Genomic DNA, 24,835 nt, shown 5'->3' on the forward strand with positions numbered 1-24,835 from the left:
CCGCATGCCTACTTTGGACACTGCCGCCGATCTGCTGAAGCTGTTGTACGACACCGAGACCGAGCACCGCGACGACACCCAGCTCGAGGCGCTCACCCTGGCCGTGGCCGCGGACCTGCCCGTGCTGCTGTGGGGCGAGCCCGGCATCGGCAAGACCGCCGCGCTGAACCAGCTCGCGGAGGCCCTCGACCTGCCGCTCACCACCGTGATCGCGAGCGTGCACGAGCCCTCGGACTTCGCCGGGCTGCCGGTGCTCGGCGACGACCCGGCCGTGCAGGGGGTGCCCATGGCCCCTCCCGACTGGGCCGTGCGGCTCGTGCGGGCCGGGCGCGGGCTGCTGTTCCTCGACGAGCTGTCGACCGCACCGCCCGCCGTCCAGGCCGCGCTGCTGCGGGTGGTGCTGGAGCGGCGCATCGGGGCGCTCACGCTGCCGGAGGGGGTGCGGATCGTGGCCGCGGCCAACCCGCGCGGGTCCGCGGCCGACGGGTGGGAGCTCAGCGCGCCGCTCGCGAACCGGTTCGTGCACCTGCAGTGGGCGTTCCAGCACGACGTCGTGGTGCGCGGGCTCGGCGGGGTCTGGCCCCGGGCGCGGCTGCCCGAGCTCGACCCGGGGCGGCTGGGCGCGGCGGTCGCCTTCGCGCGACGGGCCGTGTGCGGGCTGCTGGCGGCCCGGCCCAAGCTCGTACACCAGCTGCCGTCGAGCGAGACGCGCCGCGGCGGGGCGTGGCCGTCGCCGCGGAGCTGGGACATGGCGCTGCGGCTGATCGCGTTCGGCACGGCCGCCGGAGCATCCCGGGAGGCGCTGTCGATGCTGGTCCGCGGGGCGGTCGGCGACGGACCGGGCCTGGAGCTGCTGGCGAGCCTGGACCGGATGGACCTGCCGGACCCCGAGCAGCTGCTGGCCCAGCCCGCTGCGGCGGTCCTGCCCGAGCGCGGCGACCTGCGCCAGGCCGTCCTCGATGCCGTCGTCGACGCGGTCCGGCAACACCCGTCGCGGGAGCGCTGGGACGCGGCCTGGGCCGTGCTCGCCGGGGCCCTGGCCGGCGGCGCGCCCGACCTCGTCGTCGTGCCCGCGCAGACCCTGGCCGCGCTGCGCGAGGACGACTGGGACCTGCCGAGCTCCATCGAGCGCCTGGCCGGTGTCGTGTCCATCTCCCTGGCGGCGTCGCGCTGATGGACACCGCCAAGCTCTACGCGGCCCGGCTGTTCGCCACCCGCGCCCGGCCCTACCTCGCGAGCGCCCTGTTCGCCCTGCACCCGATCGAGTCGCGGCTCGTGCCGACCATGGGCGTGGACCGGTACTGGCGCTGCTACGTGAACCCGGCCTTCGTCGACGCCACCCCGCTGGAGGAGCTCGCCGCGGTGTGGGTGCACGAGGTCTCGCACCTGCTGCGCGACCACCACGGCCGCGGCGACCGGATCGCCGCGGCCGAGGGCCTCGACGGGCCGGGCGAGCGGCTGCGCATGAACATCGCGGCCGACTGCGAGATCAACGACGACGCGTTCGGCGACGGGCTGCCGGCGCCCGAGGGCGCGGTGTACCCGCACCGGCTCGCGCTGACGCCGGGGCAGCTCATGGAGGAGTACCTGCCGCAGTTCCGGCTCGGGCCGCACACCCAGGACCACGCGTGGCTGGACTGCGGCAGCGGCGCGGACGGGCTCGCGCGCCCCTGGGACCTCGGCCCGGCCGGCGCGCACGGGCTGACGCCGCAGGAGCGCGACGCGGTCCGGTTCCGGGTGGCGGAGGGCATCCGGGGCGCGCCCGGCAGCGCCCCGGCGGGCTGGCGGCGCTGGGCCGACGAGGCGTTCCACCCGCCGCAGCCGTGGCGGCGGCTGCTGGGCGCGGCGGTGCGCACGGCGGCGGCGAGCGCGGGGGCGGGGGACGACTACACGTACGGCCGCCCGGCCCGCCGCTCGGCCGCGCTGCGCGGCGTCGTGCTGCCGAGCCTGCGCCGCCGCCCGCCCCGCGTCTGCGTCGTCATCGACACCTCCGGCTCGGTCAGCGACGCCGAGCTGGGCAGCGCGATCCTGGAGGTCGCGGCCATCAGCCGCGCCGTCGGCGGCCGCCGCGACCTCGTCACCGTCCTGCCCTGCGACGCGGCCGCGCCGCTGGCGTTCCCGCTGTGCCGGGCCGAGGGCATCGCGCTGGTCGGCGGGGGCGGGACCGACCTGCGGGCCGGCTTCGACCGTGCGCTGCGGCAGCACCCGCGGCCGGACGTGGTCGTGGTGCTGACGGACGGGCAGACGCCGTGGCCGGAGCGGGCGCCGCGGTGCCGGACGGTGATCGGCCTCTTCGCGCGCCCCTCCCGGTGGAACGAGGACGACCCGGGCTACGTGCCCGGCACCCCGCCGGAGTGGGCGAAGGTGGTCAGGATCGGCTGAGCCCGCGGCCGCCCCCCGACGGGTCAGGACCAGGCGAGGGAGGACCTGGTGCGCCAGTAGTCCTCCGGCGCTTCGGGGCCGGGGTCGCGGCCGGGGGGCGTGCCCAGGGCGCGCAGGTTGCTCGTGAGCTGGGCGACGGTGGCGGCTCCGGACAGTACGACATCCGTGAACGGCTCGGCGAGCACCGCCGCCAGGGCCTCGGCGTCGCGGCCGGCCAGCCGGCCGTTGGCCATGCCCTCCTTGACGATGACGTGGCGGCCGTCGGCGTGGGCCTCGCGCAGGGCCGGTCCCGCGGAGCGCTCCAGCAGGTTCCACGTCGCCTGGACCGTCCGGAAGAGCGGCGCACCGTCCGCCTCGACGCGCAGGGCCGCGCGGATCGCCTCGGCCTGGCCCGGGCCGCTCACCGAGAGCCCGACGGTCACGCCGGTCGCGGCCAGGTCCGCGAGGAGCCGGTGCAGCGCGCGGTCGGTGAGCGCGGGGCTGTCCGGCGTGACCGAGTGGATCTGGTAGAGGTCCAGGCGATCGCCCAGCACCGCGCGGGACTCGGCGAGCTGGCGCTCGAACGTCGCGGGGGAGTGGTCCTTGGCCTCGTGCACCTCGGCGTCCACGCGCCAGCCGGCGGTGTAGGTGTACCCCCACTTCGAGCCGACCACCACGTCGTCGTGCCCGGGGAGCCAGGCGGCCAGGAACTCCTCGGCGCGGCCGTAGGAGCGCGCGACGTCGACGTAGCGGACCCCGGCGGCGTACGCGGCGTCGAGCAGCTCGTGGCTGCGGCGGCGCAGCGCGTCGACCGAGCGCCGCGCGGGCAGGTCGTGGTCGCGGCCCAGGTTGATGTAGCCGGGCCGCCCGACGGCGGCCAGGCCCAGGCCCAGGCGGCAGGACGGCGCGATGAACGGCATCAGGCGGCCTGCAGGTGCTCGGCCAGGATCGCCAGGTGCGTGCGGCGGGCGGCGCCGTGCCGCGCGAGGCCCTGCTCGGTGAGGTTCACGAACACGCCGCGCCGGTCGGCCTCACACAGGGCGCGCGCGACGAGGCCGTGCTTCTCCAGGCGGGCGACGGCGCGGGAGAGGGCGCTCTGGCTCAGGTACATGTCGGCGGCGAGGTCCTGCATGCGGCGCTTCTCACAGTCCTGCGCGACGAGCCGGTCGAGGATCTCGAACTCGCTCAGCGTCAGGCCGTGCGCGTCCGACAGGGCCCGCTCCAGGTGGCCCGCGACCTCGTTGTAGCTGGTCAGCAGCGATCGCCAGCGCTCGATCAGGGCTCCCTCGGACCTCATGCGCGGCATCCTACCCCCCGGGCCAAGACATTGCACACGCATTAAATGTACGCGGGTTTAGTGCATAGACATTGAATGCGCATGCATCTAGTGTCGCCTCTCGTGACCATGACCTTGACGCACGCCGATCGGACCCGGACCCCGCAGCGACTCTGGGCCGTGCTCGCCGTGCTGTGCGCCGTGCTGTTCCTCGACGGCCTCGACGTCTCGATGGTCGGCGTGGCCCTCCCGTCGATCCGCGCCGAGCTCGGCCTGTCCACCACCTCGCTGCAGTGGATCGTCAACGGCTACGTGCTCGGCTACGGCGGCCTGCTGCTGCTCGGCGGCCGCACCGCGGACCTGCTCGGGCGGCGCCGCGTCTTCCTCGTCGCGCTCGGCGTCTTCGCGGCGGCCAGCCTCGTCGGCGGGCTCGTCGACGACGGTGGCCTGCTGATCGCGACCCGCTTCGTGAAGGGCCTCGCGGCCGCGTTCACCGCCCCGACCGCCCTGTCCATCCTCACCACCACGTTCCCGCAGGGCCCGGCCCGCAACCGCGCGCTGTCGGTGTTCTCGGTCTTCGGCGCGAGCGGCTATTCCTGCGGCCTCATCCTCGGCGGCCTGTTCACCAGCGTCGGCTGGCGCTGGACGTTCCTGATCCCGGTGCCGCTCGCGGTCGCGGCCCTGGCCGCCGGCATCGCCCTCATCCCGCGCGACCGCCCCGCCGCCGAGGGCGGTCACGACCTGGCCGGCGCCGCGACGCTGGTCGGGGGCATGCTGCTGTCGGTGTACGCCGTCGTCTCCGCCCCCGAGCGGGGCTGGCTGCACCCGGCGACCCTCGGGCTCGCCGCGGCCGCGGTGGCGCTGCTGGCCGCGTTCCTCGTCGTCGAGCGCCGCGTGCCCCACCCGCTCATCCGGCTGAGCATCCTGCGGGCCGGCTCCGTCGTGCGGGCGAACCTGAGCATGGTGGCGCTGTTCGGGTCGTACCTCAGCTTCCAGTTCATGATGACGCTCTACCTGCAGGACGTCCTGCACTGGTCACCGCTGCGCATGGCGCTCGCCCTGCTGCCGGCGGGCCTGCTGGTCGCGTTCGGGTCGCCCTTCGTGGGGCGGCTCATCACGCGCTTCGGCACCGCGCCCCTCATCGCCGGCGCGATGCTCTCGATGAGCCTCGGGTACGGCTGGTTCCTGCTCACCGCCGGCGACGCCCCGCACTACGCGATCACGACGCTGCCGACGATGCTCCTGCTGGGCGGCGGCTTCGCGTTCGGCTTCAGCTCGATCATGGCCCAGGCCACGGACGGCATCGCCGACGCCGAGCAGGGCCTGGCCTCCGGGCTCGTGCAGACCTCGGGGCAGGTGGGCGCGGCGCTCGTCCTGGCCGTGGTGACCGCGCTGGTCGCGGCGGCGAGCCCGGCCTCGCGCGCGGACTTCAGCCAGTTCCACCCGGGCGTCAACCTGGTGACCGGCGTGGCCGTGGTCGGACTACTGCTGAGCCTGACGCCGCTGGTCCTGCGCCGCCGCTAGAAAGCCCTCGGGATCGTCGGCGTAGCACCGCACCTCGGTGACCGGCCCGCTCGCATCGTCCACGGTGGTCGGTTCGCGCAGCACGACCTCGACGTTGGTCTGCCCCGAGACCGGGATCGACAGCGCGCGCCCGGCCGCGTGCTCCTCGACCTGCAGCATCTCGCTGCCGGCGAGGAGCCGCCGCCGGGCGCGGACCTCGGCGATCGCGGCGCGCGGAACCGTGAGATCGGCGAAGAGGCTGTGCCGGATGCGGATGCCGTCGTCGGTGAGCCGGTGCGGATACACCCGGTAGGACGCGACGATGCCGAGCATCCACAGCAGCCCGTACACGCTGAGCACGTCGACCACGACGCGCACGACGAGCCACGGCAGGATGAGGTGCACGGCCACGGTCTCGACCGCGGAGACGATCACGAACGCCCACAGCAGCGGCCGGACCGGCCCGGCGTAGCCGAACCCGTCGCGCGGGCCGCGCCGGGTCACCCACCGGATCAGCGCCTGCCACATCCGCCGTTCGAGCGCCGTGTACCGCCGCATCCGGCCTGGGGGACTGGTCATCGACGCATCCTTTCCAGGATCTCGGCGAGTCCGCGGCCGAGCGCGTCGAGCCGCTCGGCGGGCATGTCGTCGAACAGCAGGCCCGCGAACTCCCGCTGCTCGTCCTCGAGCCGCTCCACCAGGCGCGTGCCGGCCGGGGTGAGCGTGACGAGCGTCGCCCGCCGGTCGGTGGGGTGCGGCTCGCGCGTGACGTGGCCGGCGGCGGCGAGGCCGTCGACGAGGCCGGTCACGTTGCGCGGGGTGACGGCCAGCGCCGTGGCGAGCTCCCGCTGCGTCACCGGCCCGCGGGCGCGCAGCGCCCACAGCACCCCGGCGCGCGCGGCGGTGAGATCGTCACGGGCGAGCCGTTGCTGCATGTCGTCGCCGACGAACACGACGAGCTCGAGCAGCAGCCCGAGCACGCCTTCCGGCTGGGTAATGGTGTGCCTCCTACATAGTGTAGTGGCTTCACTATACCCGTCCAGATTGCCTTCCGCGAGGGTCCAGAGCGGCTGATGCCCGTCTCCCGGGAGGTAGGCGGTGATCACCCGCTTCTACAGCAACTACCGTCCCGCCTGAGCGCTGCTGCCCCGCTGAGTGCCGCCGGGGCGGTCAGACGGCGATGGCGTGGGAGACCTTCCACGCGCCGGCGATCGGGATCATCGTGAGCACCACGCGGTTCTGGTCCACCTTCTCGCCCGTGATGTTGGCGTTGCGCCGGTACTGGTCCACGTAGAGCAGCAGTTCGACGCGGGACGCAGTGGCGGTCACCACGCCCGTCGCCGAGACCGACGCGCGCACGATCGCCTGCTCCGCCACCGCGTTGGACTTCAGCGCCGCCGTCGTCTGCGCATACTCGTCGGCGAAGTCGCCCGTCGTGAAGCCCTTGCCGTTCGCCACGCTCGCGTCGAAGCTGCGGTAGTCGTACGAGAAGATGGCCTGCGCCGCGGCGTTGGCGGCGGCCGTGGACTGGCGCACGGCCACGTCGCGGCGGTGGTGCTCGTCCGCGTTGTACCAGCCGGCGCCGGCCACGCCCAGGGCCACCGCGATGGCCGCCAGCAACGCCCAGGAGCGACGCGTCATGACAGTACCCCTCTCACCCGACGAACTGCAGCTTGGCGACCTGCCAGCGACCCGAGTCGCGGTCGCGGGCCATGTCCACCTGGATGCGGTAGTGCGAGGCGCGGCCCTCCGGGGACTTGCTGTTGCGCACCGTCGCGTCGATGGCCACGAGCACGACCGCCGCGTCGCGGTCGCCCGAGACGAGGGCGGCGCGCAGCACGGTGCCCTTCGAGTCCACGTTGTTCTCCACCACGGCGGCGCGGACCTGGGCCTGGCCGCGGGTGAACTCGTCGCGGAAGTCGCCCGTCGCGCCGGCCACGATCCGCTGCAGGTCGCGGTCGACGCTCGCCGCGCTCACCGAGACGAAGTCGACCGTCGTCTGCTTGGCCGCGGCCAGGGCCTGCTGGTGGGCCCGGTCGAGGGTGCGCGCGTCGTACCAGCGGTTGCCCAGCACCGCGGCCGCGGCCACCGCCGCGCAGACCAGCAGGGCCAGCAGCGCCGTGGTGAGCGACGGGCGCGCGAGCCGGGAACGGGGCTTCGGCTCCCGGCGCCGCACCGAGCGGGCGGGCCCCCGCCGGTGCGGCGCCGTTCGCCGGCGAGGACGCTTCCCGGCGTCATCCTCGTCGAGAGCAACGTCTGTCTCGTCCACGGTGGACTTGGGCTCCGCGACGACCGGCGACAGCACCTCGGGCTCCTCGTCCAGATGGGACAGGACGTGGGTGAGGGTGTCGCGGCGCTTGGGGATCCGGCGGCGGGTGGCGGCCCGCTGCCGGACGCTTCGAGGGGCGGCCGGAGCGTCGGCGCCGCCCGGCACGAGCCGCAGGCCGCGCTCAGGAGATTCGGACACGGAAGCCTCCAACCAACATCATGGCGCCAGCCCGGCGAGGAGCAGTTGTTTCCAGGACTGGTCGCCGGCGAGCGCGTACTGCCCGCCGGTCGAGCCGAACAGCAGCGGGTTGCCGTCCGAGCCGAGCACGGTGCCCGACCCGGGGTCGTACGAGGGGTCGCCCGACGAGCCGGGGCGCGGGGCGTTGTTGGTGCCCCGCACGCTCGAACCGGCCGCCTGATCCGCGCCGCTGCAGCGCGTCGAGCCCGCGTACTTGCACGGCGGCGGATCGTTCACATTGAGCACGAGCCCGAAGTGGGCCGTCCCGTCGCCGGGCGTGACCGTGAAGCCACCGGAGACGACGAGCGGGTACACCACCAGGATCTGCTCGATGCCGGGCAGGCGCCGCGCCGCGACCCCGTTCACGGCGACGAGGTTGGCCAGCAGCGGGCCGATCGACGGCTCGACCCCGTCGAGCAGGGAGACGAGCTCGCGCGCGGCGGGCGGCGCGTCGGCGATGACGCGGCGCAGGTCGGCGTCGGAGGAGCGCAGCGTCTCGGCGATGCGGGCCAGGCCCGACGCCCACTGCCGGATCGCCTCGGCCGAGTCCTGCTGGGTCCGCAGCACCGTGCGGCCGTCGGCGAGCAGCGTGCGGGTCTGGGGCAGGGTCGCGGTGGCCGCGTCGAGGATCGCCCCGCTCGCGTCGAGCAGGTGCCGCAGCGCCTGCTCGTTGCCCTCGAACGCGGTGCCGAGCTCGTCGATGACGACGCTCAGCGCCTGCGGGTCCACCGACCGCACGAGCGCGTCGAGGTTGGCCAGCAGCGTCTCCGGCGCGAGCGGGACGCCGGTGCGCTCGCGCGGGATGACCGAGCCGTCGCGCAGGTACGGGCCGGTGTCGCCGTCCGGGCGCAGGTCCAGGAACTGCTCGCCGACCGCCGAGCGCTGAGCGACCACGGCCCGGGTGCCGGCCGGGACGAGCACGCCGTCGTCGAGGTGCAGCCGGGCGCGGGCGCCGGCGTCGTGCAGCGTCACGGACTCGACCCGGCCCACGGGCACGCCGCGGTAGGTGACGGGCGCGTTCGCGAAGAGCCCACCGGCCTGGGCCAGATCGGCGTAGACGACGGTGCCGCGGCCCAGCAGGCGGTCGCCCAGGCCGACGTATTCCAGCCCGACGTACACCATCCCGACGAGCCCGGCCACGAGGAAGGCGAGCACCTGCAGCTTCGTGGAGCGACCGATCACGGCAGCAGCCCTCCGCCCAGCACGTCGGTGAGGCCGCCCTGCTGCCCGTTGGTCTGGCCGGTCACCGGGGCCAGCAGGCAGCCGGGGGACAGTGCGGTGCCCGGCGGCAGCAGCGTGCCGGGCGGGAAGACGGTGCCGGGCGGCACGATCCCGCCGGGCGGGATCAGGCTCCCCGCCGGCACCTTGCTGCCCGGGGGCAGGATCTGGCAGTCCTTCGGCAGCTCGCAGCCCTTCGGCGGCACCCAGCCGGGCGGCAGCAGACCGCCGACCGGCAGGCAGCCCAGCGGGAGCACGCCGACGATCGGCGGGGTGGTGACCGGCGGCTTGGTCTTGTCCGTGGTGCCGCCCTTCGGCGGCGAAGCGGACGAGGACTTGCCGGCGGGGGGCGGAGCCTGAGCCGGGGGAGCGGTCTGCACGAGCAGGTTGGACAGGATCGTGGTGGCGTCGAGGTCCGCGGTCGCGCCGAGGTTCACGTAGTCGCCGACGATCGCGCCGCTGACGTTGGGCGGGAACGGGAACGACAGCAGGAAGTCCAGCGACTTCGGCAGCGCGTCCCCGGCCTTCACCAGCTGCTCCAGCAGCGGCTGGAGCGCCTTGAGCGAGGCCAGGGTGTCGTCCCGGCTCTGCTCGATCACGCGGGTGCCGACCTTGCCCAGGTCCCCGAGCGCGGTCAGGGTCGCGGTGAGCTGCTCGCGCTGCTGCTCGAGCACGGTCAGTCCCGGGGCCAGCGACGACAGGGCGGTACCGATGACGTCGCGCTGCTTGGACAGCGACGTGGTGAGCCGGTCCAGCGCGTCGAGGGCCCGCACGATGTCGGCCTTCTGCGCGTCGAGCCCGCTGACGAACGTGTCGAGCTGGTGCAGCGCGTCCTTCGCGGCCGGCTCGCGGCCCTGCAACGCCTTGGCCAGCTCCTCGTTGATCGTCTTGAGCTGGGCCAGCCCGCCGCCGTTGAGCAGCATGCCGAGCGCGGCGAGCACCTCCTCGACCTCGGCCGAGCGCCGGGTGCGGCTCAGGGGCACGACCGAGCCGTCGTGGAGCGTGCCCTGCGGCGCCTCGGTCGTCGGCGCCTCCAGGGCCACGTACTTCTCGCCGAGGAGGCTGGTCTGGCGCACCGCCGCGGTGGCGTTGCCGGGCAGGCTCACCTTCTTGTCGACCCGCAGCCGCACGCGGGCCGTCCAGCCGGACAGCGAGATCTGCTCCACGCTGCCGACGGTCACGTCGTCGACCTTGACGGCGGCCTGCGGGACGAGGTCGAGGACGTCGGCGAACTCGGCGGTGACCGAGAAACCGTCGCCGGCCGGCGCGCCACCGGGGAGGTCGCAGCCCCCCACGAGCAGGCAGGCCGCGATGATCAGGGCCCGTCTCATCGCACACCCCGCAGGATTCCGCCCAGGGTCAGGTCCTGGGTGACCTCGGGCAGCACCGGCAGCGCGGGCGCCCTGGACTGGGTCGCGGGCGTCGAGGGAGACGGCGCGGGGGCGGCCGCCGGCAGGCCCGGGATCTGGCCGAGCGCGACGCACTCCTTCGGCAGCTGCTGGACGGCCTGCTTGAGGACGTTGCAGACGTAGGTGGCCGCGTCGTAGGGGCCGAGGGCGTCGTCGCGGGTGTCGAGGGTGCCGGAGCGCGGGTTGTACGCGAGGTTGAGGTTCGACAGCGCCAGCGGCGCCAGGTCGAGGATCTCGATGATCGCCTTCTGCTGCTTGGCGAGGATGCCGGTGACGTCCGCGAGCGCGTCCACGTTGGACACCAGCTCGTCCTTGTTGTCCCGGATGAACGCGGTGACCTGCGACAGCGCCGTGGCCAGCCCGCGCAGGGCCGCGGCCAGGTCGTCGCGCTCGCCCGCGAGCTGCCCGGCGACCTCGGCGAGGCGCTGGTTGAACCCGCGCACCGCGGCGTCGCTCTGCGCCAGGGCGGTCGTGAACGACTGCAGGTTGACCAGGGTGCCGAAGAGGTCCTGGCGGCCGTCGGCGACGGTGGTCAGCGCCTTGTCGAGCCCCTCGATGGTGGTGTGCAGGTTGTCGCCGTTGCCCCGCAGGTTGGCCTGGCCGGCCTGCACGAGCTGCTTGAGCGCGCCGTCGGCGTTGGCGCCGCCGGGGCCGAGGGCCTCGTTGAAGTCGTTGAGGGCCTTGTAGATGTCGTCGATCTCCATGGGAACGGCGGTGCGCTCGACGGGGAGCTCCGCCCGGTCGGCCAGGGCCGGGCCGCTCGTGTAGGCGGGGGTCAGCTGGACGTACCGATCGCTGACCACGCTCGGCGGGATGATCAGGGCCTGCGCGTCGGCGGGGATGGGCCACTGGGCGTCGTAGGTCATCTCCACGCGGACCGTCCGGCCCTGCGGGACCACCGCCGTCACCTCGCCGATGCCGACCCCGAGCACCCGCACCGAGGAGCCCTTGTGGATGCCGACCGTCCGGGTGAAGTGCGCGACGAGGCGCCGCTGCGGGTGCCCGGTGCCGGCGATGACCAGGGCGACGGCCGCGCCCACGAGCACGGCGGCGGCGAAGGCGATGATGCGCTTGCGGGTCATGTCAGCCACCACTTCCGGGCAGGAGGCCGGCGACGTAGGAGTCGAACCAGCGCCCGTTGCCGGTGACGTTGGCGAACGCGGCCACGAACGGCCCCATCCGCTGCAGCGTGAGCTCCAGGTTGTCGCGGTTGCGCTGCAGGATGCCGACGACCCCGCGCAGCTGCCGGAGGGCCGGCTCCAGCCGCTGCCTGTTGTCCGACACCACCCCGGCCAGCTGGTTGGCCAGGGCGTTGGTCCCCACGAGCAGGTCGTGGATCGCGTCGCGGCGCTTGCTCACCTCGGCCAGCAGCGCGTCGCCGTCCGCCACGAGCTTGCGGAACTGCTCGTCGCGCTGGGCCAGCACGCCGGTCACCTCGTGGGCGCGGGTCAGCAGCGTGCGCAGCTCGGCGTCGCGGTCGGAGACGGTCTTCGACAGCCGCGACAGCCCGTCCAGCGACGCCTGCACGCTGCCCGGGGTGTCGGCGAAGGCCTGGGCCAGGGTGGTGAACGCGTCCGCGAGCTGGGTGCTGTCGATCTGGTCGAGGGTGTCGGCGAGCCCCGTGACCGCCTGCACCACGTCGAACGGGGCGGCGGTGCGCTCGAGCGGGATCTCGGCGTCCTCGGCCAGCGTGCCGCCGCCGGCGGGCTCCAGCGCGAGGTACTTCTGCCCGAGCACGGTCTTGATGCGGATCGTCGCGCGGGTGGCGGTGCCGAGCCGGACCCCGTCGTCCTCCAGCCGGAACGTCACGCGCACGTAGGGGCCGCCGCCGCCCCGGGCCAGCCCGACGCCGGTGACCTTGCCGACGCGCACGCCGGCGACCCGGACCTCGTTGCCCGGCGTGAGCCCGCTCGCGTCGCGGAACGCGGCCCGGTAGCTCGTGGCGGTCAGCCCGGCGACGGCGTCGACCTTGAACGCGCCGAGCACGAGCGCGCCGAGCACGGCGAGCCCGACCGCGCCGACGACGAGCGGGTTGCGCTCCCGCAGGGGTTTCACGCGGCACCTCCCGTGCTGCAGCGGGCGGCCGTCGAGGTGAAGGTCGCGGGGTTGAGCTTCTGCCCGGCCAGCGTCACCTGGCCGTCGAAGTCGCACAGGTAGAAGTTGAACCACGAGCCGTAGGAGGCGACGCGGGTCAGGGCCGAGTACCGCTGCGGCAGTCCTTCGAGGGTCTTGTCGATCACGCCGGCGTTGTCGTTGAGGGTGCCCGACAGCGTGCCGAGCCGGTCGATGTCGGCCTGCAGGGAGGGCCGGGCGTCCTGCAGCAGCGAGGCGGTGGCCCCGGTGAGCGTGCTCGCGTTGGCGAGCGCGTCGCCGATCGCGGCCCGGTCGGCGGCGAGGCCGGAGACGAACTGCTGCAGCATGGCGATCGTGGTGTCCAGGTCGTCGCGGTGGTCGCTCAGGGTGGACAGCACGCTGTTGAGGTTGGTCACGACCCGGCCGATGACCGCGTCCCGGTCGGCGAGCGTGCCGGTCAGCGACGCGGTGCTGCGCAGCAGGCTCGCGACGGTCCCGCCCTCGCCCTGCAGCACCTGGATGATCTCGTAGGCGAGCTGGTTCACCGCCTGCGGGCTGAGCGCGGTGAACAGCGGCCGGAACCCGTTGAACAGCACGGTGAGGTCCAGCGCCGGGGTGGTCTGCGACTGCGGGATCGTCTGCCCGGCGCGCAGCGTCTGCCCGCCGCCGGGGCCCTCGCTGAGGGCGACATAGCGCTGGCCGACGAGGTTGCGGTACCGAATCGTCGCCCGCACGCTCGTGGTCAGCGGGATGTCGTCGTCCACGGTGAAGGCGACCTCGGCGACCCGGTTGTCGGCGACGCGGATGTCGCTGACCTCGCCGACCTTCACGCCGGCGATGCGCACGTCGTCCCCGGCGAGCAGCCCGGTCACGTCGGCGAAGCGGGCCCGGTAGCGGGTGCCGCCGCCCGAGAAGGCGCCGAGGGTCTGCGCGAGCAGGGCGGTGAGCAGGATCGTCACCGTCGCGAACGCGCCGAGCTTGAGCAGGTCCCGGATCACTTCGCGTTCACCACCACTCCGCGCAGCAGCGGGCCCCACAGCAGGATCGCGATGTCGGGCACCTCGGCCGGTGGCACGCCGGTGGCCGCGCCGATCAGCGGTTCGAGCAGCTTGCGCTCGTCCTGCGTGCCCGCCTCGACGGAGGGCGCGGCGGCCGTCCCGGCCGTGCCGACCGGGAGCTTGGCGGGGCCCGGGCGGGCGGCGCCGTAGTCGTAGCCGTCGTTGATCGGCACGCCGGGCGCGGGCATCTGCGGGTCGGGCAGGCCGCGGCAGTCCGGCCCGTTCTTCGCCCCGTAGACCGGCTGGTCGCCGCTCACGTACTTGCCGTTGTCCCGCGTGATCTCCAGCGTGATGTGCATCCGGCCGCCGCTGAACACCTGCTCGACCCGCGGCTGCAGCGCGACCAGGCCCTGCAGCAGGCACGGGTACTGCGGGGCGTACGCGGCCAGCAGCTCCAGCACGGGGCGGCTGACGTCGCCGACCTTGATGAGCTGGTCGCCGTGGCGGTCCAGGAAGTACTTCGTGGTGTCCGCCGCCGCCGTGGTGTCCGCGTAGAACGTGGCCAGCTGGGCGCGCTGGTCGACGACGGTGGCCGCGGTGACGGAGACGTCCCGCAGCAGGTCGAGCAGGTCCGGGAGCACGCCGTCGTACACGTCCAGGACCGCCGCGAGCCGCTTGACGTCCTCGGCGATGAGCGGCATGTCCGGGTTCAGGGCCTTGAGATAGTCGTCGAGGGTCACCAGGTCGCGGCCGATCTGCTCGCCCTTGCCCTCCAGCGCGGTGCTCAGCGCGCCCAGGGTCGCGGCGAGCTTGTCCGGCTGGATCGCCTGCAGCAGCGGCAGGGCGTCGTCGAGGACCCGCTCGAGCTCGACGGCGCTCGCGGAGCGGTCCTGGCCGATGACGTCGCCGTCGCGGATGGCCCGGCCGCCGGTGCCCGGCGGCACCAGCGCGACGTACCGCTCCCCGAACAGCGTCTTGGGCAGCAGGCGCGCGCTGACCGAGGCCGGGATCTGCGGGGCGAGGGACGGGTCGAGCGCGAGGCGCAGCGTGGCGCCGGAGCCGTCGCTGCCGATGGCGCGCACCTCGCCGACGACGACGCCGTAGTACTTCACCTCGGCCCCCGGGCTCAGCTGCAGCCCGGTGTGCGCGGTCTTCAGGGTCACCCACGTGACCGGCGTGAAGACCTTGTTGTACTGCAGCACCGCCAGCCCGAGCGCGGCGGTCAGCAGCACGATGAAGGCGAGCCCCAGCAGTCGTCTCATCCGGCGATCCGTACGGTCGTCGTCGCGCCCCAGATGGCCAGCGACAGGAAGAAGTCCACGACGTTCACCGCCACGATGGCCAGCCGCACCGCGCGCCCGACGGCCACGCCGACGCCGGCCGGGCCGCCGCTCGCGGTGTACCCGTAGTAGCAGTGCACCAGCACCACGATCACGCTGAACACCAGCACCTTGCCGAACGACCACAGCACGTCGCCCGGCGGCAGGAACAGGTGGAAGTAGTAGTCGTAGGTGCCCGCCGACTGCCCGAAGTAGACGATGGCCATGGTGCGCGTGGCCAGGTAGCTCGACAGCAGCCCGACCACGTAGAGCGGCATCACCGCGACGAGCCCGGCGATCATCCGGGTCGTCACCAGGAACGGCAGCGACGGTATCGCCATCACCTCGAGCGCGTCGACCTCCTCGGAGATCCGCATCGCGCCGAGCCGGGCGGTGAACCCGCAGCCGACCGTCGCCGACAGCGCGAGCGCGGCGACCAGCGGGGAGATCTCGCGGGTGTTGAAGTACGCCGAGACGAACCCGGTGAAGGCGCTGGAGCCGATCTGGTCGAGGGCCTGGTAGCCCTGCAGGCCCACCTCGGTGCCGGTGAAGAACGTCATGCAGCAGATGACACCCACGGTGCCGCCCGCCACGGCGAGCGCGCCGGTGCCGAAGCTGACCTCGGCGAGGAGGCGGAGAATCTCGCGCTTGTACCGCACGATCGTGCGCGGCGCCCACGCGAACGCGCGCAGGTAGAACGCGAGCTGCCCGCCCAGGTCGTCGAGCCGTTGCAGGATGGCCACGTCAGCTCCCCTTCTGCGGCACGATCTGGAAGTACACGGCCGTGATGACGAAGTTGAGCGCGAACAGCAGCATGAACGTGATGACCACGCTGTGGTTCACCGCGTCCCCGACACCCTTCGGCCCGCCCTTCGCGGTCATCCCCTTGTACGAGGCCACGAGCGCCGCCACCGCGCCGAACACCAGCGCCTTGACCTCGCCGACAACGAGGTCCGGCAACTGCCCGAGGGCCTGGAAGCTGGCGAGGTACGCGCCCGGCGTGCCGTGCTGCAGCACCACGTTGAAGAAGTAGCCGCCCGACACCCCCACGACGCTCACGAGCCCGTTGAGCAGCACCGCGACCAGCATCGTGGCCGCGATCCGGGGCGCGACCAGGCGGTGCAGCGGGTCGATGCCCAGCACCTGCATCGCGTCGAGCTCCTCGCGGATCTTCCGCGCGCCCAGGTCGGCGCAGATCGCCGAGCCGCCGGCGCCCGCGATGATGAGGGCGGTCACGATCGGGCCGGCCTCGCGCACGACCGCGAGCACCGACGCGGCGCCGGTGAACGACTGCGCGCCGAGCTGGCGCACCAGCGACCCGAGCTGCAGCGCGATCACCGCCCCGAACGGCACCGAGACGAGCGCGGCCGGCAGGATCGACACCGAGCTGACGAACCAGGCCTGCTGGATGAACTCCCGCACCTGCCACGGTCGCCGGGCCAGGCCGCGCAGCGCGTCCAGCGCGAAGACGAAGAACAGCCCCGTCGCCCTCATGCGCGGAACGACCCTTCGGGCGGGGTGACGCCGTTGGCCGCGCACCACTGGCCGGGCGGGCGCTCGGCCTTCCTCGGCCGGCCGTCCGAGGGCGGCAGCTGCAGGGGGATCGGCGGCAGGGGCGGCGGCTCGATCCCCGCCTCGGCCTCGGCCTTGAGCTCGTCGGCGTCCTTCTCCTCGGACATGCCGATCGGGCCGATCCGCTGGGCGTTGAGGAACTGGCGCACCACCGGCTCGGTGCTGGACAGCAGCATCTCGCGCGGGCCGAACATGGCGAGGTGGCCGTGGTAGATCAGCCCGATGTTGTCCGGGACCGTGCGCGCGGTGTTGATGTCGTGCGTGACGATCAGGAACGTGGCGTCGATCTGCTGGTTGAGGTCGATGATGAGCTGGTTGAGGTACGCGGTGCGGACCGGGTCGAGACCCGAGTCCGGCTCGTCGAACAGCACGATCTCCGGATCGAGCACGAGCGCGCGGGCCAGCCCCGCGCGTTTGCGCATCCCGCCGGAGATCTCGCCGGGCAGCTTGCCCTCGGCGCCGGTCAGCCCGACCATGTCGAGCTTCTCGGCGACGATCTCGCGCACCTCCCGCTCCGGCTTGCGCGTGTGCTCGCGCAGCGGGAAGGCCACGTTGTCGTAGATGTTCATGGACCCGAACAGCGCGCCGTCCTGGAAGAGGACGCCGAAGAGCTTGCGGACCTCGTACAGCTCCCGCTCCCGCAGGCGCGTGAGGTCGTGCTCGCCGATGAGGATCGCGCCCCGGTCGGGCTTGAGCAGCCCGACGAGCGTCTTGAGGAACACCGACTTGCCCGTGCCCGAGGGGCCCAGCAGCACCGAGATCTCCCCGGCGGGCAGGGTCAGCGTGACGTCGGACCACACGGGCTGGGCGCCGAAGGACTTCGTCAGCCCCTCCACGTGCACCTCGACGCCCATGGCTCCTCCGTTGGTAGCGCGGTTCACGGGTTGCATCGCGGCGGGCGCGCGGGGCGTAACAGCCGTCACGGAAAATTTTTCTCCGGGTGGTGCTGCGGGGCCGGTCCGGTTACCGTGCGTTCACGATGACGGCCACAATCGACCCGGGGCTCGTCGGCCGCGCCGTGCGGTCCGAGCCGGAGGCCACGGCGGAGCTGCTGGAGCAGCTGCGGCCGGGCGTGGTGCGCTATTGCCGCGCCAAGCTCGGGCGCGTCGGCGGCGCGTACACGACCGCCGACGACGTGGCCCAGGAGGTGTGCATCGCGCTGCTGCGGGCTCTGCCGCGCTACCGCGACCAGGGCCGCCCCTTCACCGCGTTCGTCTACGCGATCGCCGCGCACAAGGTCGCCGACGCCCAGCGCGCCGCGGTGCGCGACCCCGGCCCGATCCCGACCTTCCCCGACAGCCCCGACGGCGCGCCCGGGCCCGAGCAGCAGGCCGTCCGCACCGACCTGGCCCGGCGCCTCTCGGCGCTGCTCGCCCGCCTGCCCGAGGCCCAGCGCGAGATCGTCGTGCTGCGCGTCGCGGCCGGCCTCTCCGCCGAGGAGGTCGGCGTGATCGTCGGGATGTCGGCGGCGGCGGTCCGCGTGAACCAGTCGCGCGCCCTGGCCAAGCTGCGCACCCTGGCCGGGGACTCGCTGGGGGAGGTGGCGGCGTGACGGCGCTTCCCTGCGGCGGCCCGATCGTCGGTCCCGGCGCCCGCCCCGGCCTGCGTACGCTGGTTGGGAAGATGACGGCATGACGGATCGAGGTGACATGGACAGCAGCGGCGAGGCGCCGGTCGACCTGGCGACGGTTCGCGCCGACGACGCGCTGCTGGACGCCCTCGCCCGCGGCTCGCGCCCCGCGTCCCCGACCGCCGGCGACGACGCGTTGACCGGCCTGCTCGCGGACTGGCACGACGAGCTTTCGGCGGATCTGCCCGACTTCGACCGGTCGTGCGAGCCCTCCTCCGGCGACGCGCTGCCCGACCTCCCCGAGCTGCGCACCGCCGCCCCGGATGTCGCCGGCACCCAGGAACTGCCGGTCGCCGCCCCGCGCACCCGCCGCCCCGGCTCGGGCCTGCGCCGCACCTTCGCGGCGGTCGCGGCCGCCATCGTGATCCTCGGCGGCCTGGCCCTGGGCGCCGAGCAGTCGAGCCCGAGCGGTCCGCTGTGGCCCTTGACCCAGGTGTTGTACCCGGAGCAGGCCCACGCCCGCGCCGCCGAACAGGCCATCGCCGAGGCCGCGGACGCGATCGCCGCCGCGAGGTGGGACGACGCGCGGCGCCACCTGGACACCGCCACGAGCGAGGCCGAGCAGGTCGACAACGCCGGCACCCGCCGGCGCCTCCTGGACCGGATCGCCGACCTGCGCTCCCAGCTGCCGCCGGCGACCCCGCCGTCCCCGTCGCCGGCGACCCCACCGGCCCCGACCACGGCGGTGGCCCCGGCGACCCCGGCGCCGGTCCCGGGCGCGACGACACCGGGCGCGGGCGCGAACCCGGGCGGCGGCGGGGGCGCGACGAAGACGGCGGGCGGCAGCGGCGAGATCCTGCCCGGCCTGCCGACCCAGATCGTCCCGACGGGCCCGGGAGGCCGGCCGCTGCCGAGCCAAATCCTCCCGTCCGTCCCGGGCCTGCCGCTGCCCACGCTGTGACCGTGGTGCCCGGACCCGGCGGCCAAATCGGTTGCCCGCACGGCCCGGTGGGGTGTCAGGTGGCGGCATGGACGTGAACGAGATCCTCGCGCGCTTCGACCGGCAGATCCGTCAGCAGCCGCGGGAGGGCCCCGGCGCCCTGGTCGAGCACGACCCCGGCGTGGTGCGCGTGCTCCACGCCGCCGACGGCTGGACCGGCATCCCGTGGTCCGGCCTCGGCGACCTCGACGCGGACGCGGTGATCGCGGCCCAGATCCGGCGATTCGCGCAGGCCGGCGTCGCGTGGGAATGGAAGCTGTACTCCCATGACCAGCCCCACGACCTCGCCGACCGTCTCCTGGACGCTGGCTTCGAGCCCGGCCCGGCCGAGGCGCTGCTCGTCGCCGAGGTCGAGGCCCTGCCGCGGGAGCCGAGCCCGCCGGAGGGGGTGCGCCTGGTGCCGGTGACCGACGCCGAGGGAGCCGAGCACGTGGTCCGGCTCCACGACGAGGTGTTCGGCGGCGACCATGCCGCCGTCGGCCGGCTGCTGCTGGAGCGCCCCGACGACGTGCGGGCCGTCGTCGCCATGGCCGGCGACCGGCCGATCTGCGCCGGGCGGGTCGAACTGCACCGGGGTACCGAGTTCGCGAGCCTCTGGGGCGGGGGCACCGACCCGCAGTGGCGCGGGCGCGGGGTCTTCAAGGCCGTGGTCGCCTGGCGGGCGGCCCGGGCCGCGGAGGCGGGCTTGCGCTACCTGCAGGTCGACGCGAGCGACGACAGCCGGCCGATTCTGCAGCGGCTGGGCTTCGAGCGCCTGGCCACCACGATCCCGTTCGTCCACGGCTGACGAGCATCTGCACAGCGCTGCCCCGCACGCCGTTTCCGCGCGTTCGTGCAGCGCTTCACGCGCACGCGCGTGCGTTCGTGCGCGTGTTGCGCAGCGCCTTGGCGTTGCGCGCTCGTGCGGTTCGCGGTGCGTGCGCGTGTTGCGCAGCGCCTTGGCGTTGCGCGCTCGTGCGGTTCGCGGTGCGTGCGCGTGTTGCGCAGCGCCTTGGCGTTGCGCGCTCGTGCGGTTCGCGGTGCGTGCGCGTGTTGCGCAGCGCCTCGGCGTTGCGCGCTCGTGCGGTTCGCGGTGCGTGCGCGTGTTGCGCAGCGCCTCGGTGTTGCGCGCTCGTGCGGTTCGCGGTGCGTGCGCGTGTTGCGCAGCGCCTCGGTGTTGCGCGCTCGTGCGGTTCGCGGTGCGTGCGCGTGTTGCGCAGCGCCTTGGCGTTGCGCGCTCGTGCGGTTCGCGGTGCGTGCGCGTGGGCAACGCGCGCCGCCCACGCGGCCGGCCGGACCGTGCACGGGATTCGGGCCGGTGGGGCGGCTTGCCGGCGAGGTCCGGACGGTGTGGCGGGCGCGCCGAGCGCCGCGCGGGGCGGGTGCGGAGGGCTGTACGTTCGGCCCATGGCTCAGGTCAGGCTCCGAGCCGCGCTCGATGCGCTGGAGCGGCTCGTCGGCGGGCTCGGCACCGCGTTCCTCGCGCTCATCGCGCTGCTCACGGCCGCGGCGACGGCGATCGCGTGCGTGGTCGGCATCGGCATCGTGCTGGTGCCCTTCGCGGTGCGGCTGGTGCGCGTGGTCGCCGACCGGGAGCGGGACCGGCTGTCCAAGACCGGGCCGGAGCTGCTCGGCCATCTGCCCGCCCCGACCCGGCTGCGCGACGCCGTCGCCGACCGCGCGGTCCGGCGGGAGCTGGCGTGGGCGGCGGTACACGCGAGCGTCGGTCTTGCGCTCGGCGTCTTCGCCATCGCGCTGCCGACCAACGTGCTGCGCGACGGGTCGTTCCCGCTCTGGTGGCGGCTCGTCCCGCCCGACGGGGCCACCTCGTCGCTCGGCTTCCCGCAGGTCCACGACGCCCGCGGCGCGCTCGGCGTGTCGGCCCTGGCGCTCGTGTGGCTCTTGCTCGTCTTCTACGCCACGCCGCTCATGGCCCGCCTCCAGGAGGCGCCCGGCCGTCGGCTGCTGGCGCCCGCGCCCGGCACCGATCTGCTGCTGCGCGTCGCCGAGCTCACCGCGACCCGAGCCGCCGCGCTCGACGCCCACGCCACCGAGCTGCGCCGCATCGAGCGGGCGCTGCACGACGGCACGCAGAACCGCATCGTCGCCGTGAACGTGCTGCTCGGTGCCGCGCGGCGGGCCGTGGCCAAGAACCCGGAGCGGGCCGACGAGATCCTGGAACGAGCCCAGGGCGCGGCCGAGGCGGCCCTGGCCGACCTGCGCGCGGTGGTCCGTACCATCCTGCCGCCGGTGCTGACCGACCGCAGCCTGCCCGACGCGCTGCGCTCCCTGGCCGCGAACTGCGCCGTGCGGGTCGGCGTGGACGCTGACCTGCCGGTGCGGTGCGCGGCGTCGGTGGAGGCGACCGCGTACTTCGTCGCCGCCGAAGCCCTCACGAACGTCGCCAAGCACAGCGGCGCGCAGCACGGGACGATCCGCCTGCGCCGTGCCGGCGACCGCCTGCACCTGACCATCACCGACGACGGGCGCGGCGGCGCGGACGAGCGCGGCGGCTCCGGCCTGACCGGCATCCGCCAGCGCGTGGCGGCCCACGACGGCACCGTGGAGCTGAGCAGCCCACCGGGCGGCCCGACGATCCTGAGCGTGAGCATCCCGTGCGGCTCATGACCGCGAGCGACACCGCGAACGGCGACACGCGCAACGCCGCGCTGGCGGGCGCGAACGCCGGTGCGTCGGGTGAGACGCGTAACGGCCGAGGGGCGGCGCGGGTGGCGACACGCGCAACGACACGCGGAAGGGCGCGGGCTGCGGCGCAGGCGGCGCAGGCGCCGCTGCAAGCTACGGCGGGGGCGTCGGCGCGCGCAACGCGGCGCGCGGGAGGGTGCGGGTCGCGGCGCAGGCGGCGCTGCAAGCCGCAGCGGGGGCGTCGGCGCGCGCAACGCGGCGCGCGGGAGGGTGCGGGCGGCGGCGCGTCGGGTGAGACGCTTGGTGGCCGAGGGGCGGTGGGGGTGGCGGCGCGCGCAACGACACGTGAGAGGGCGCGAGGGCCGGTCGCGGCGTATGCGGTGCTGCAAGTCGCGACCTGCGACACGGCGCCGGCGAACACGCTGGCCTTGACGGTGCCCGCAGTGGGCGCGTCGGCACGCGCAACGCCGCGCTGGCGGGCGTGGGCGGGGGCGCGTCGGGTGAGACGCGTGGTGGCCGAGGGGCGGTGGGGGTGGCGGCGCGCGCAACGACACGCGAGAGGGCGCGAGGGCCGGCGTAGGTGGCGGCGCGCGCAACGACACGCGTGATGCTGCGGGAAGCGGCGGGCGTGGCGGCGTTGTCAACGGCGTGCGTGGCGGCGCGGGTTGCACCGTGCGTGGCGGTGCGCGGGACCGCGCGAGGGCGGCGCATGCGGCCGTGCGAGGGGTGCCGCGCGAGGAGTGCCGCGCGACGGTGCGGGCAGTGGCGCGAGAATCGTGGCGAGAAGCGTCGCCAAGCGGCGGCGTAGACCTGGCGAACCTGGAAGCGAGCATGCCGTGCGGATCGTGATTGCCGAGGACGACGCCCTGCTGCGGGAAGGGCTGGCGATGCTCCTGCGGGCCGAGGATCTCGACGTCGTCGCCACCACGGACAACCCGACCACGTTCCTCGCCGCCGTCGACGAGCATCAGCCCGACGTGGCGATCGTCGACGTGCGGATGCCCCCGACCCACACGGACGAGGGCATCGTGGCCGCGGTCGAGGCGCGCCGCCGCCGGCCGGAGCTTGCGGTGCTGGTCCTGTCCGCGTACGTCGAGCAGGCCTTCGCCACCGACCTGCTCACCAGCGGCGGCTCCCGGCTGGGGTACCTGCTCAAGGAGCGTGTCGGCCGCGTCGAGGAGTTCCTGACCGCCCTGCACCGAGTCGCCGGCGGCGGCACCGCGATCGATCCCGATGTCGTCGCGCAACTGCTCAGCCGCAGCCGGCCCGACGCCCGCCTGGAGCGCCTCAGCGCCCGCGAGCGCGAGGTGCTCGCCCTGATGGCCGAGGGCCTCGGCAACACCGCGATCGCCGAGCGTCTCTTCGTCACCGAGGGGGCCGTGCACAAGCACATCCGCAACATCTTCGCCAAGCTGGAGCTGGCCCCCGACGACCGCACCGACCGCCGGGTAGCCGCGGTGCTGCACTACCTCGAAGCCTCCTGAGACCCGGGCAGCGCTGCGCCACGAACGCGCATGATGCGGCGATGAAACGTGTGCGTTGGTGGTGTGGCGAGGCAGGCGTGCGGTGCGGCGGCGAACGCGCATGATGCGGCGGCGAAATGTGTGCGTTCGTGGTGTGGCGAGGCAGGTGTGCGGTGCGGCGGCGAACGCGCACGATGCGGCGGCGAAACGTGTGCGTTCGTGGTGCGGCGGCGAACGCGCACGGTGCGGCGGCGAAACGTGTGCGTTCGTGGTGCGGCGGCGAACGCGCACGGTGCGGCGGCGAAACGTGTGCGTTCGTGGTGCGGCGGCGAACGCGCACGGTGCGGCGGCGAAACGTGCGCGTCGAGGTGCGGCGACGAAAGGTGCGGCTGCGGCGCCGATGAAAGTGTGCGATGGGGCGTTGCGAAGAGGTCCGAGGTGGCGAGAAACGTGCGGCGCCGGGAGCCGTCGAGTGAGCGGGCGCGGCCATGCACGTGCCCGGCGCGGGCGCCGGGCAGTGAGCTGGTGAGCTGGTGAGCGAGCGTCGTGGGGTCAGGTCAGGCGCATGATCGCCGCCAGCAGGTCCGCCTGCGTGATCGGAGCCGCCGTCCCGCTGCGAGCCTCGCCCATCGCCTTGTCCAGCTGCGCCCGCCGCAAGGCCTCCTTGAGGTCCGCGCCCGTCAGCCCCGTCGCCGCGGCCGCGAGGGCGTCCAGGTCCACGTCGTCGGCGAACATGCGAAACGCCGCCGTCTCGTGCCGGGCGATCAGGCTCCGGATGAGTTTGCCCAGGATCTCCGCTCGCGCGCGGGGGCCCGGCGGCGGCACGGCCAGCTTCAGGTCGAAGCGGCCGGAGCGCACGAGGGAGGCGTCCACGCGGTCGGGGAAGTTCGTCGTGGCCACGACGATGACGTTCGGGTTGGCCTCGATGAGCGAGTTCATCTCCTGCTTGAAGATGCCCGCCACCGCGTTGATCATCTGGCCGGCGGCGTCGAAGGCGGCGCCCGTGTAGCTGATGATCGAGTCGAACTCGTCGAAGAGCAGGACCGTGGGGCGGCGCAGGGCGCGGGCCTCGGTGAAGATGCGCTGGATGTTCTTCTCCGAGTTGCCGACCCACTTGTCGAGGATCTCGGGGGTGCGGATCTCGCGCAGGTCGCCGTCGATCTCGTTCGCCAGGGCCTGCGCGAGCATGGTCTTGCCGGTGCCGGGCGGGCCGTAGAGGAGGATGCCCTGCGGCCGGGTGGCGCCCCAGCGGGCCATCACGTCCGGGTGGCGGAACGACACGGCGACGTCGCGGAACTGCGCGACGACGTCCTCGAGGCCGCCGACGTCGTCGAGCCGGACGCCCTCGGGGCCGGCCGGGGCCGCGGCCGCGGGGCTCACCGTCACCGGGCCGGACGAGCCGGTGAGCTCCATGACGGCGAGGACGAGGGCGGGGAGGGAGGGCGAGCGCAGTACGAGATCCGGGCCGTCCTCCTCGACGTCGACGGCCGGGTCGTGCACGTCGGTGGCGCGGGCGGGGCGGGCACTGCGCGCCAGGCCGACCGCGATGATCGTGCCGAGCACGGCGCCGGGCAGGCCGAGCAGGCGGAACAGGGCGCCGCCGGCCGCGCCGCCGGCGAAGACCTTCGCGAACGCGGGCAGGTTGAAGGCGCCGCGGGCCCAGCGGGCCCGGTAGCCCTCGCCGTCGACGACGATCTCGACGCCGCGGTGTGGCAGGTCGTGCCCGACCACGTCGCCGGCCGCGAGCAGGTGCCCGTCGACGACGCGCACCACCCGCCCGCCGACGTCGACGACCTCCACCGCGGGCCGCAACGCATGCTCGGTCATGTGTTCGAGTCTGCCACGGCTCGCTGACGTTCGATGCCGCCCGAGGCGTCCGGCCGGGGCGACGGTGAGCGGCCGGTGGGGAAAAAGGGGGCACGTTTCCGGACCGGGCATCGGA

The 24,835-nt window shown here is 74.2% G+C and carries 24 protein-coding genes; 8 read left to right on the forward strand and 16 right to left on the reverse strand.

Annotation, left to right across the window (positions count from 1 at the left end; translation table 11 throughout):
• The first annotated feature begins 4 nt into the window (after positions 1-4).
• On the forward strand, positions 5-1,174 hold the full coding sequence (locus tag ACQP2P_RS10395) for an AAA family ATPase (RefSeq protein ID WP_433615044.1): 1,170 nt from the start codon (positions 5-7) through the stop codon (positions 1,172-1,174).
• Positions 1,174-2,382, forward strand: coding sequence for a vWA domain-containing protein (locus ACQP2P_RS10400; protein WP_433615046.1), 1,209 nt, complete (start codon positions 1,174-1,176; stop codon positions 2,380-2,382). The genes ACQP2P_RS10395 and ACQP2P_RS10400 overlap by 1 nt, the downstream gene beginning before the upstream one ends.
• A gap of 23 nt (positions 2,383-2,405) precedes the next feature.
• Here the strand turns inward: ACQP2P_RS10400 and ACQP2P_RS10405 are convergent, their stop codons facing one another.
• Positions 2,406-3,281 carry an aldo/keto reductase gene (locus tag ACQP2P_RS10405; protein WP_433615048.1) on the reverse strand — a complete coding sequence of 292 codons (876 nt, stop codon included), beginning with the start codon at positions 3,279-3,281 and terminating at the stop codon, positions 2,406-2,408.
• A complete protein-coding gene (locus tag ACQP2P_RS10410; RefSeq protein ID WP_433615050.1) occupies positions 3,281-3,658 on the reverse strand; it encodes a MarR family winged helix-turn-helix transcriptional regulator in 378 nt (125 codons plus the stop codon). The genes ACQP2P_RS10405 and ACQP2P_RS10410 overlap by 1 nt, the downstream gene beginning before the upstream one ends.
• A gap of 108 nt (positions 3,659-3,766) precedes the next feature.
• Here ACQP2P_RS10410 and ACQP2P_RS10415 point away from each other — a divergent pair, with 108 nt between their 5' ends.
• Positions 3,767-5,161, forward strand: a complete 1,395-nt coding sequence (locus ACQP2P_RS10415) for an MFS transporter (protein ID WP_433619088.1) — start codon at positions 3,767-3,769, stop codon at positions 5,159-5,161.
• Here the strand turns inward: ACQP2P_RS10415 and ACQP2P_RS10420 are convergent.
• From ACQP2P_RS10420 to ACQP2P_RS10480, 13 genes are all read right to left on the reverse strand, one after another.
• On the reverse strand, positions 5,120-5,719 hold the full coding sequence (locus tag ACQP2P_RS10420; protein WP_433615052.1) for a hypothetical protein: 600 nt from the start codon (positions 5,717-5,719) through the stop codon (positions 5,120-5,122). The genes ACQP2P_RS10415 and ACQP2P_RS10420 overlap by 42 nt on opposite strands.
• Positions 5,716-6,246: a MarR family winged helix-turn-helix transcriptional regulator gene (locus ACQP2P_RS10425; RefSeq protein ID WP_433615054.1), complete on the reverse strand. Its 531-nt coding sequence runs from the start codon at positions 6,244-6,246 to the stop codon at positions 5,716-5,718. Before ACQP2P_RS10425 ends, ACQP2P_RS10420 begins: the two co-directional genes overlap by 4 nt.
• 64 nt (positions 6,247-6,310) lie before the next feature.
• Entirely contained in the window at positions 6,311-6,781 is a 471-nt protein-coding gene (locus ACQP2P_RS10430; RefSeq protein ID WP_433615056.1) for a hypothetical protein, read from the reverse strand.
• A 13-nt stretch (positions 6,782-6,794) separates the two neighbouring features.
• On the reverse strand, positions 6,795-7,607 hold the full coding sequence (locus ACQP2P_RS10435; RefSeq protein WP_433615058.1) for a hypothetical protein: 813 nt from the start codon (positions 7,605-7,607) through the stop codon (positions 6,795-6,797).
• A gap of 18 nt (positions 7,608-7,625) precedes the next feature.
• Positions 7,626-8,828, reverse strand: coding sequence for an MCE family protein (locus ACQP2P_RS10440; protein ID WP_433615060.1), 1,203 nt, complete (start codon positions 8,826-8,828; stop codon positions 7,626-7,628).
• The gene (locus ACQP2P_RS10445; RefSeq protein WP_433615062.1) at positions 8,825-10,195 is read right to left on the reverse strand and encodes an MCE family protein; all 1,371 of its coding nucleotides are present in this window, start codon (positions 10,193-10,195) and stop codon (positions 8,825-8,827) included. The genes ACQP2P_RS10440 and ACQP2P_RS10445 overlap by 4 nt, the downstream gene beginning before the upstream one ends.
• Positions 10,192-11,355 (reverse strand): MCE family protein, encoded by a 1,164-nt coding sequence (locus tag ACQP2P_RS10450; RefSeq protein ID WP_433615064.1) that lies wholly within the window; start codon positions 11,353-11,355, stop codon positions 10,192-10,194. Before ACQP2P_RS10450 ends, ACQP2P_RS10445 begins: the two co-directional genes overlap by 4 nt.
• 1 nt (position 11,356) lies before the next feature.
• Positions 11,357-12,328 (reverse strand): MCE family protein, encoded by a 972-nt coding sequence (locus ACQP2P_RS10455; protein ID WP_433615066.1) that lies wholly within the window; start codon positions 12,326-12,328, stop codon positions 11,357-11,359.
• Entirely contained in the window at positions 12,325-13,344 is a 1,020-nt protein-coding gene (locus tag ACQP2P_RS10460; RefSeq protein ID WP_433615068.1) for an MCE family protein, read from the reverse strand. The genes ACQP2P_RS10455 and ACQP2P_RS10460 overlap by 4 nt, the downstream gene beginning before the upstream one ends.
• Positions 13,341-14,606: an MCE family protein gene (locus ACQP2P_RS10465; RefSeq protein WP_433615069.1), complete on the reverse strand. Its 1,266-nt coding sequence runs from the start codon at positions 14,604-14,606 to the stop codon at positions 13,341-13,343. The genes ACQP2P_RS10460 and ACQP2P_RS10465 overlap by 4 nt, the downstream gene beginning before the upstream one ends.
• On the reverse strand, positions 14,603-15,406 hold the full coding sequence (locus tag ACQP2P_RS10470) for an MlaE family ABC transporter permease (protein WP_433615071.1): 804 nt from the start codon (positions 15,404-15,406) through the stop codon (positions 14,603-14,605). Before ACQP2P_RS10470 ends, ACQP2P_RS10465 begins: the two co-directional genes overlap by 4 nt.
• 1 nt (position 15,407) lies before the next feature.
• Positions 15,408-16,157 carry an MlaE family ABC transporter permease gene (locus ACQP2P_RS10475; RefSeq protein ID WP_433615073.1) on the reverse strand — a complete coding sequence of 250 codons (750 nt, stop codon included), beginning with the start codon at positions 16,155-16,157 and terminating at the stop codon, positions 15,408-15,410.
• On the reverse strand, positions 16,154-17,089 hold the full coding sequence (locus ACQP2P_RS10480; RefSeq protein ID WP_433615074.1) for an ABC transporter ATP-binding protein: 936 nt from the start codon (positions 17,087-17,089) through the stop codon (positions 16,154-16,156). Before ACQP2P_RS10480 ends, ACQP2P_RS10475 begins: the two co-directional genes overlap by 4 nt.
• Positions 17,090-17,214: 125 nt before the next feature.
• Here ACQP2P_RS10480 and shbA point away from each other — a divergent pair, with 125 nt between their 5' ends.
• The 5 genes from shbA to ACQP2P_RS10505 all read left to right on the forward strand — a co-directional run bounded on the left by shbA (position 17,215) and on the right by ACQP2P_RS10505 (position 22,914).
• Entirely contained in the window at positions 17,215-17,787 is a 573-nt protein-coding gene (gene shbA, locus ACQP2P_RS10485) for an RNA polymerase sigma factor ShbA (RefSeq protein ID WP_433615076.1), read from the forward strand.
• Positions 17,788-17,866: 79 nt separating this feature from the next.
• Complete coding sequence (locus ACQP2P_RS10490; protein ID WP_433615078.1) at positions 17,867-18,766, forward strand: anti-sigma-D factor RsdA; 900 nt, start codon at positions 17,867-17,869, stop codon at positions 18,764-18,766.
• A 67-nt stretch (positions 18,767-18,833) separates the two neighbouring features.
• The gene (locus ACQP2P_RS10495; RefSeq protein WP_433615079.1) at positions 18,834-19,592 is read left to right on the forward strand and encodes a GNAT family N-acetyltransferase; all 759 of its coding nucleotides are present in this window, start codon (positions 18,834-18,836) and stop codon (positions 19,590-19,592) included.
• A 599-nt stretch (positions 19,593-20,191) separates the two neighbouring features.
• The gene (locus tag ACQP2P_RS10500) at positions 20,192-21,412 is read left to right on the forward strand and encodes a sensor histidine kinase (RefSeq protein ID WP_433615081.1); all 1,221 of its coding nucleotides are present in this window, start codon (positions 20,192-20,194) and stop codon (positions 21,410-21,412) included.
• A gap of 854 nt (positions 21,413-22,266) precedes the next feature.
• Positions 22,267-22,914 carry a response regulator transcription factor gene (locus tag ACQP2P_RS10505; RefSeq protein ID WP_433615082.1) on the forward strand — a complete coding sequence of 216 codons (648 nt, stop codon included), beginning with the start codon at positions 22,267-22,269 and terminating at the stop codon, positions 22,912-22,914.
• Between the two features lie 531 nt (positions 22,915-23,445).
• Here ACQP2P_RS10505 and ACQP2P_RS10510 read toward each other — a convergent pair.
• Complete coding sequence (locus tag ACQP2P_RS10510) at positions 23,446-24,720, reverse strand: AAA family ATPase (RefSeq protein WP_433615084.1); 1,275 nt, start codon at positions 24,718-24,720, stop codon at positions 23,446-23,448.
• Positions 24,721-24,835: the final 115 nt, after the last annotated feature.

This window comes from Dactylosporangium sp. CA-139114 (assembly GCF_050955725.1).
GTDB lineage: Bacteria > Actinomycetota > Actinomycetes > Mycobacteriales > Micromonosporaceae > Dactylosporangium.

Coding starts and splice junctions, on each gene's coding strand:
- ACQP2P_RS10395 (WP_433615044.1), top strand. CDS start 5: ATGCCTACTTTGGACACTGCCGCCGATCTGCTGAAGCTGTTGTACGAC.
- ACQP2P_RS10400 (WP_433615046.1), top strand. CDS start 1,174: ATGGACACCGCCAAGCTCTACGCGGCCCGGCTGTTCGCCACCCGCGCC.
- ACQP2P_RS10405 (WP_433615048.1), bottom strand. CDS start 3,281: ATGCCGTTCATCGCGCCGTCCTGCCGCCTGGGCCTGGGCCTGGCCGCC.
- ACQP2P_RS10410 (WP_433615050.1), bottom strand. CDS start 3,658: ATGAGGTCCGAGGGAGCCCTGATCGAGCGCTGGCGATCGCTGCTGACC.
- ACQP2P_RS10415 (WP_433619088.1), top strand. CDS start 3,767: ATGACCTTGACGCACGCCGATCGGACCCGGACCCCGCAGCGACTCTGG.
- ACQP2P_RS10420 (WP_433615052.1), bottom strand. CDS start 5,719: ATGACCAGTCCCCCAGGCCGGATGCGGCGGTACACGGCGCTCGAACGG.
- ACQP2P_RS10430 (WP_433615056.1), bottom strand. CDS start 6,781: ATGACGCGTCGCTCCTGGGCGTTGCTGGCGGCCATCGCGGTGGCCCTG.
- ACQP2P_RS10445 (WP_433615062.1), bottom strand. CDS start 10,195: ATGAGACGGGCCCTGATCATCGCGGCCTGCCTGCTCGTGGGGGGCTGC.
- ACQP2P_RS10450 (WP_433615064.1), bottom strand. CDS start 11,355: ATGACCCGCAAGCGCATCATCGCCTTCGCCGCCGCCGTGCTCGTGGGC.
- ACQP2P_RS10465 (WP_433615069.1), bottom strand. CDS start 14,606: ATGAGACGACTGCTGGGGCTCGCCTTCATCGTGCTGCTGACCGCCGCG.
- ACQP2P_RS10475 (WP_433615073.1), bottom strand. CDS start 16,157: ATGAGGGCGACGGGGCTGTTCTTCGTCTTCGCGCTGGACGCGCTGCGC.
- ACQP2P_RS10480 (WP_433615074.1), bottom strand. CDS start 17,089: ATGGGCGTCGAGGTGCACGTGGAGGGGCTGACGAAGTCCTTCGGCGCC.
- shbA (WP_433615076.1), top strand. CDS start 17,215: ATGACGGCCACAATCGACCCGGGGCTCGTCGGCCGCGCCGTGCGGTCC.
- ACQP2P_RS10490 (WP_433615078.1), top strand. CDS start 17,867: ATGACGGATCGAGGTGACATGGACAGCAGCGGCGAGGCGCCGGTCGAC.
- ACQP2P_RS10495 (WP_433615079.1), top strand. CDS start 18,834: ATGGACGTGAACGAGATCCTCGCGCGCTTCGACCGGCAGATCCGTCAG.
- ACQP2P_RS10500 (WP_433615081.1), top strand. CDS start 20,192: ATGGCTCAGGTCAGGCTCCGAGCCGCGCTCGATGCGCTGGAGCGGCTC.
- ACQP2P_RS10510 (WP_433615084.1), bottom strand. CDS start 24,720: ATGACCGAGCATGCGTTGCGGCCCGCGGTGGAGGTCGTCGACGTCGGC.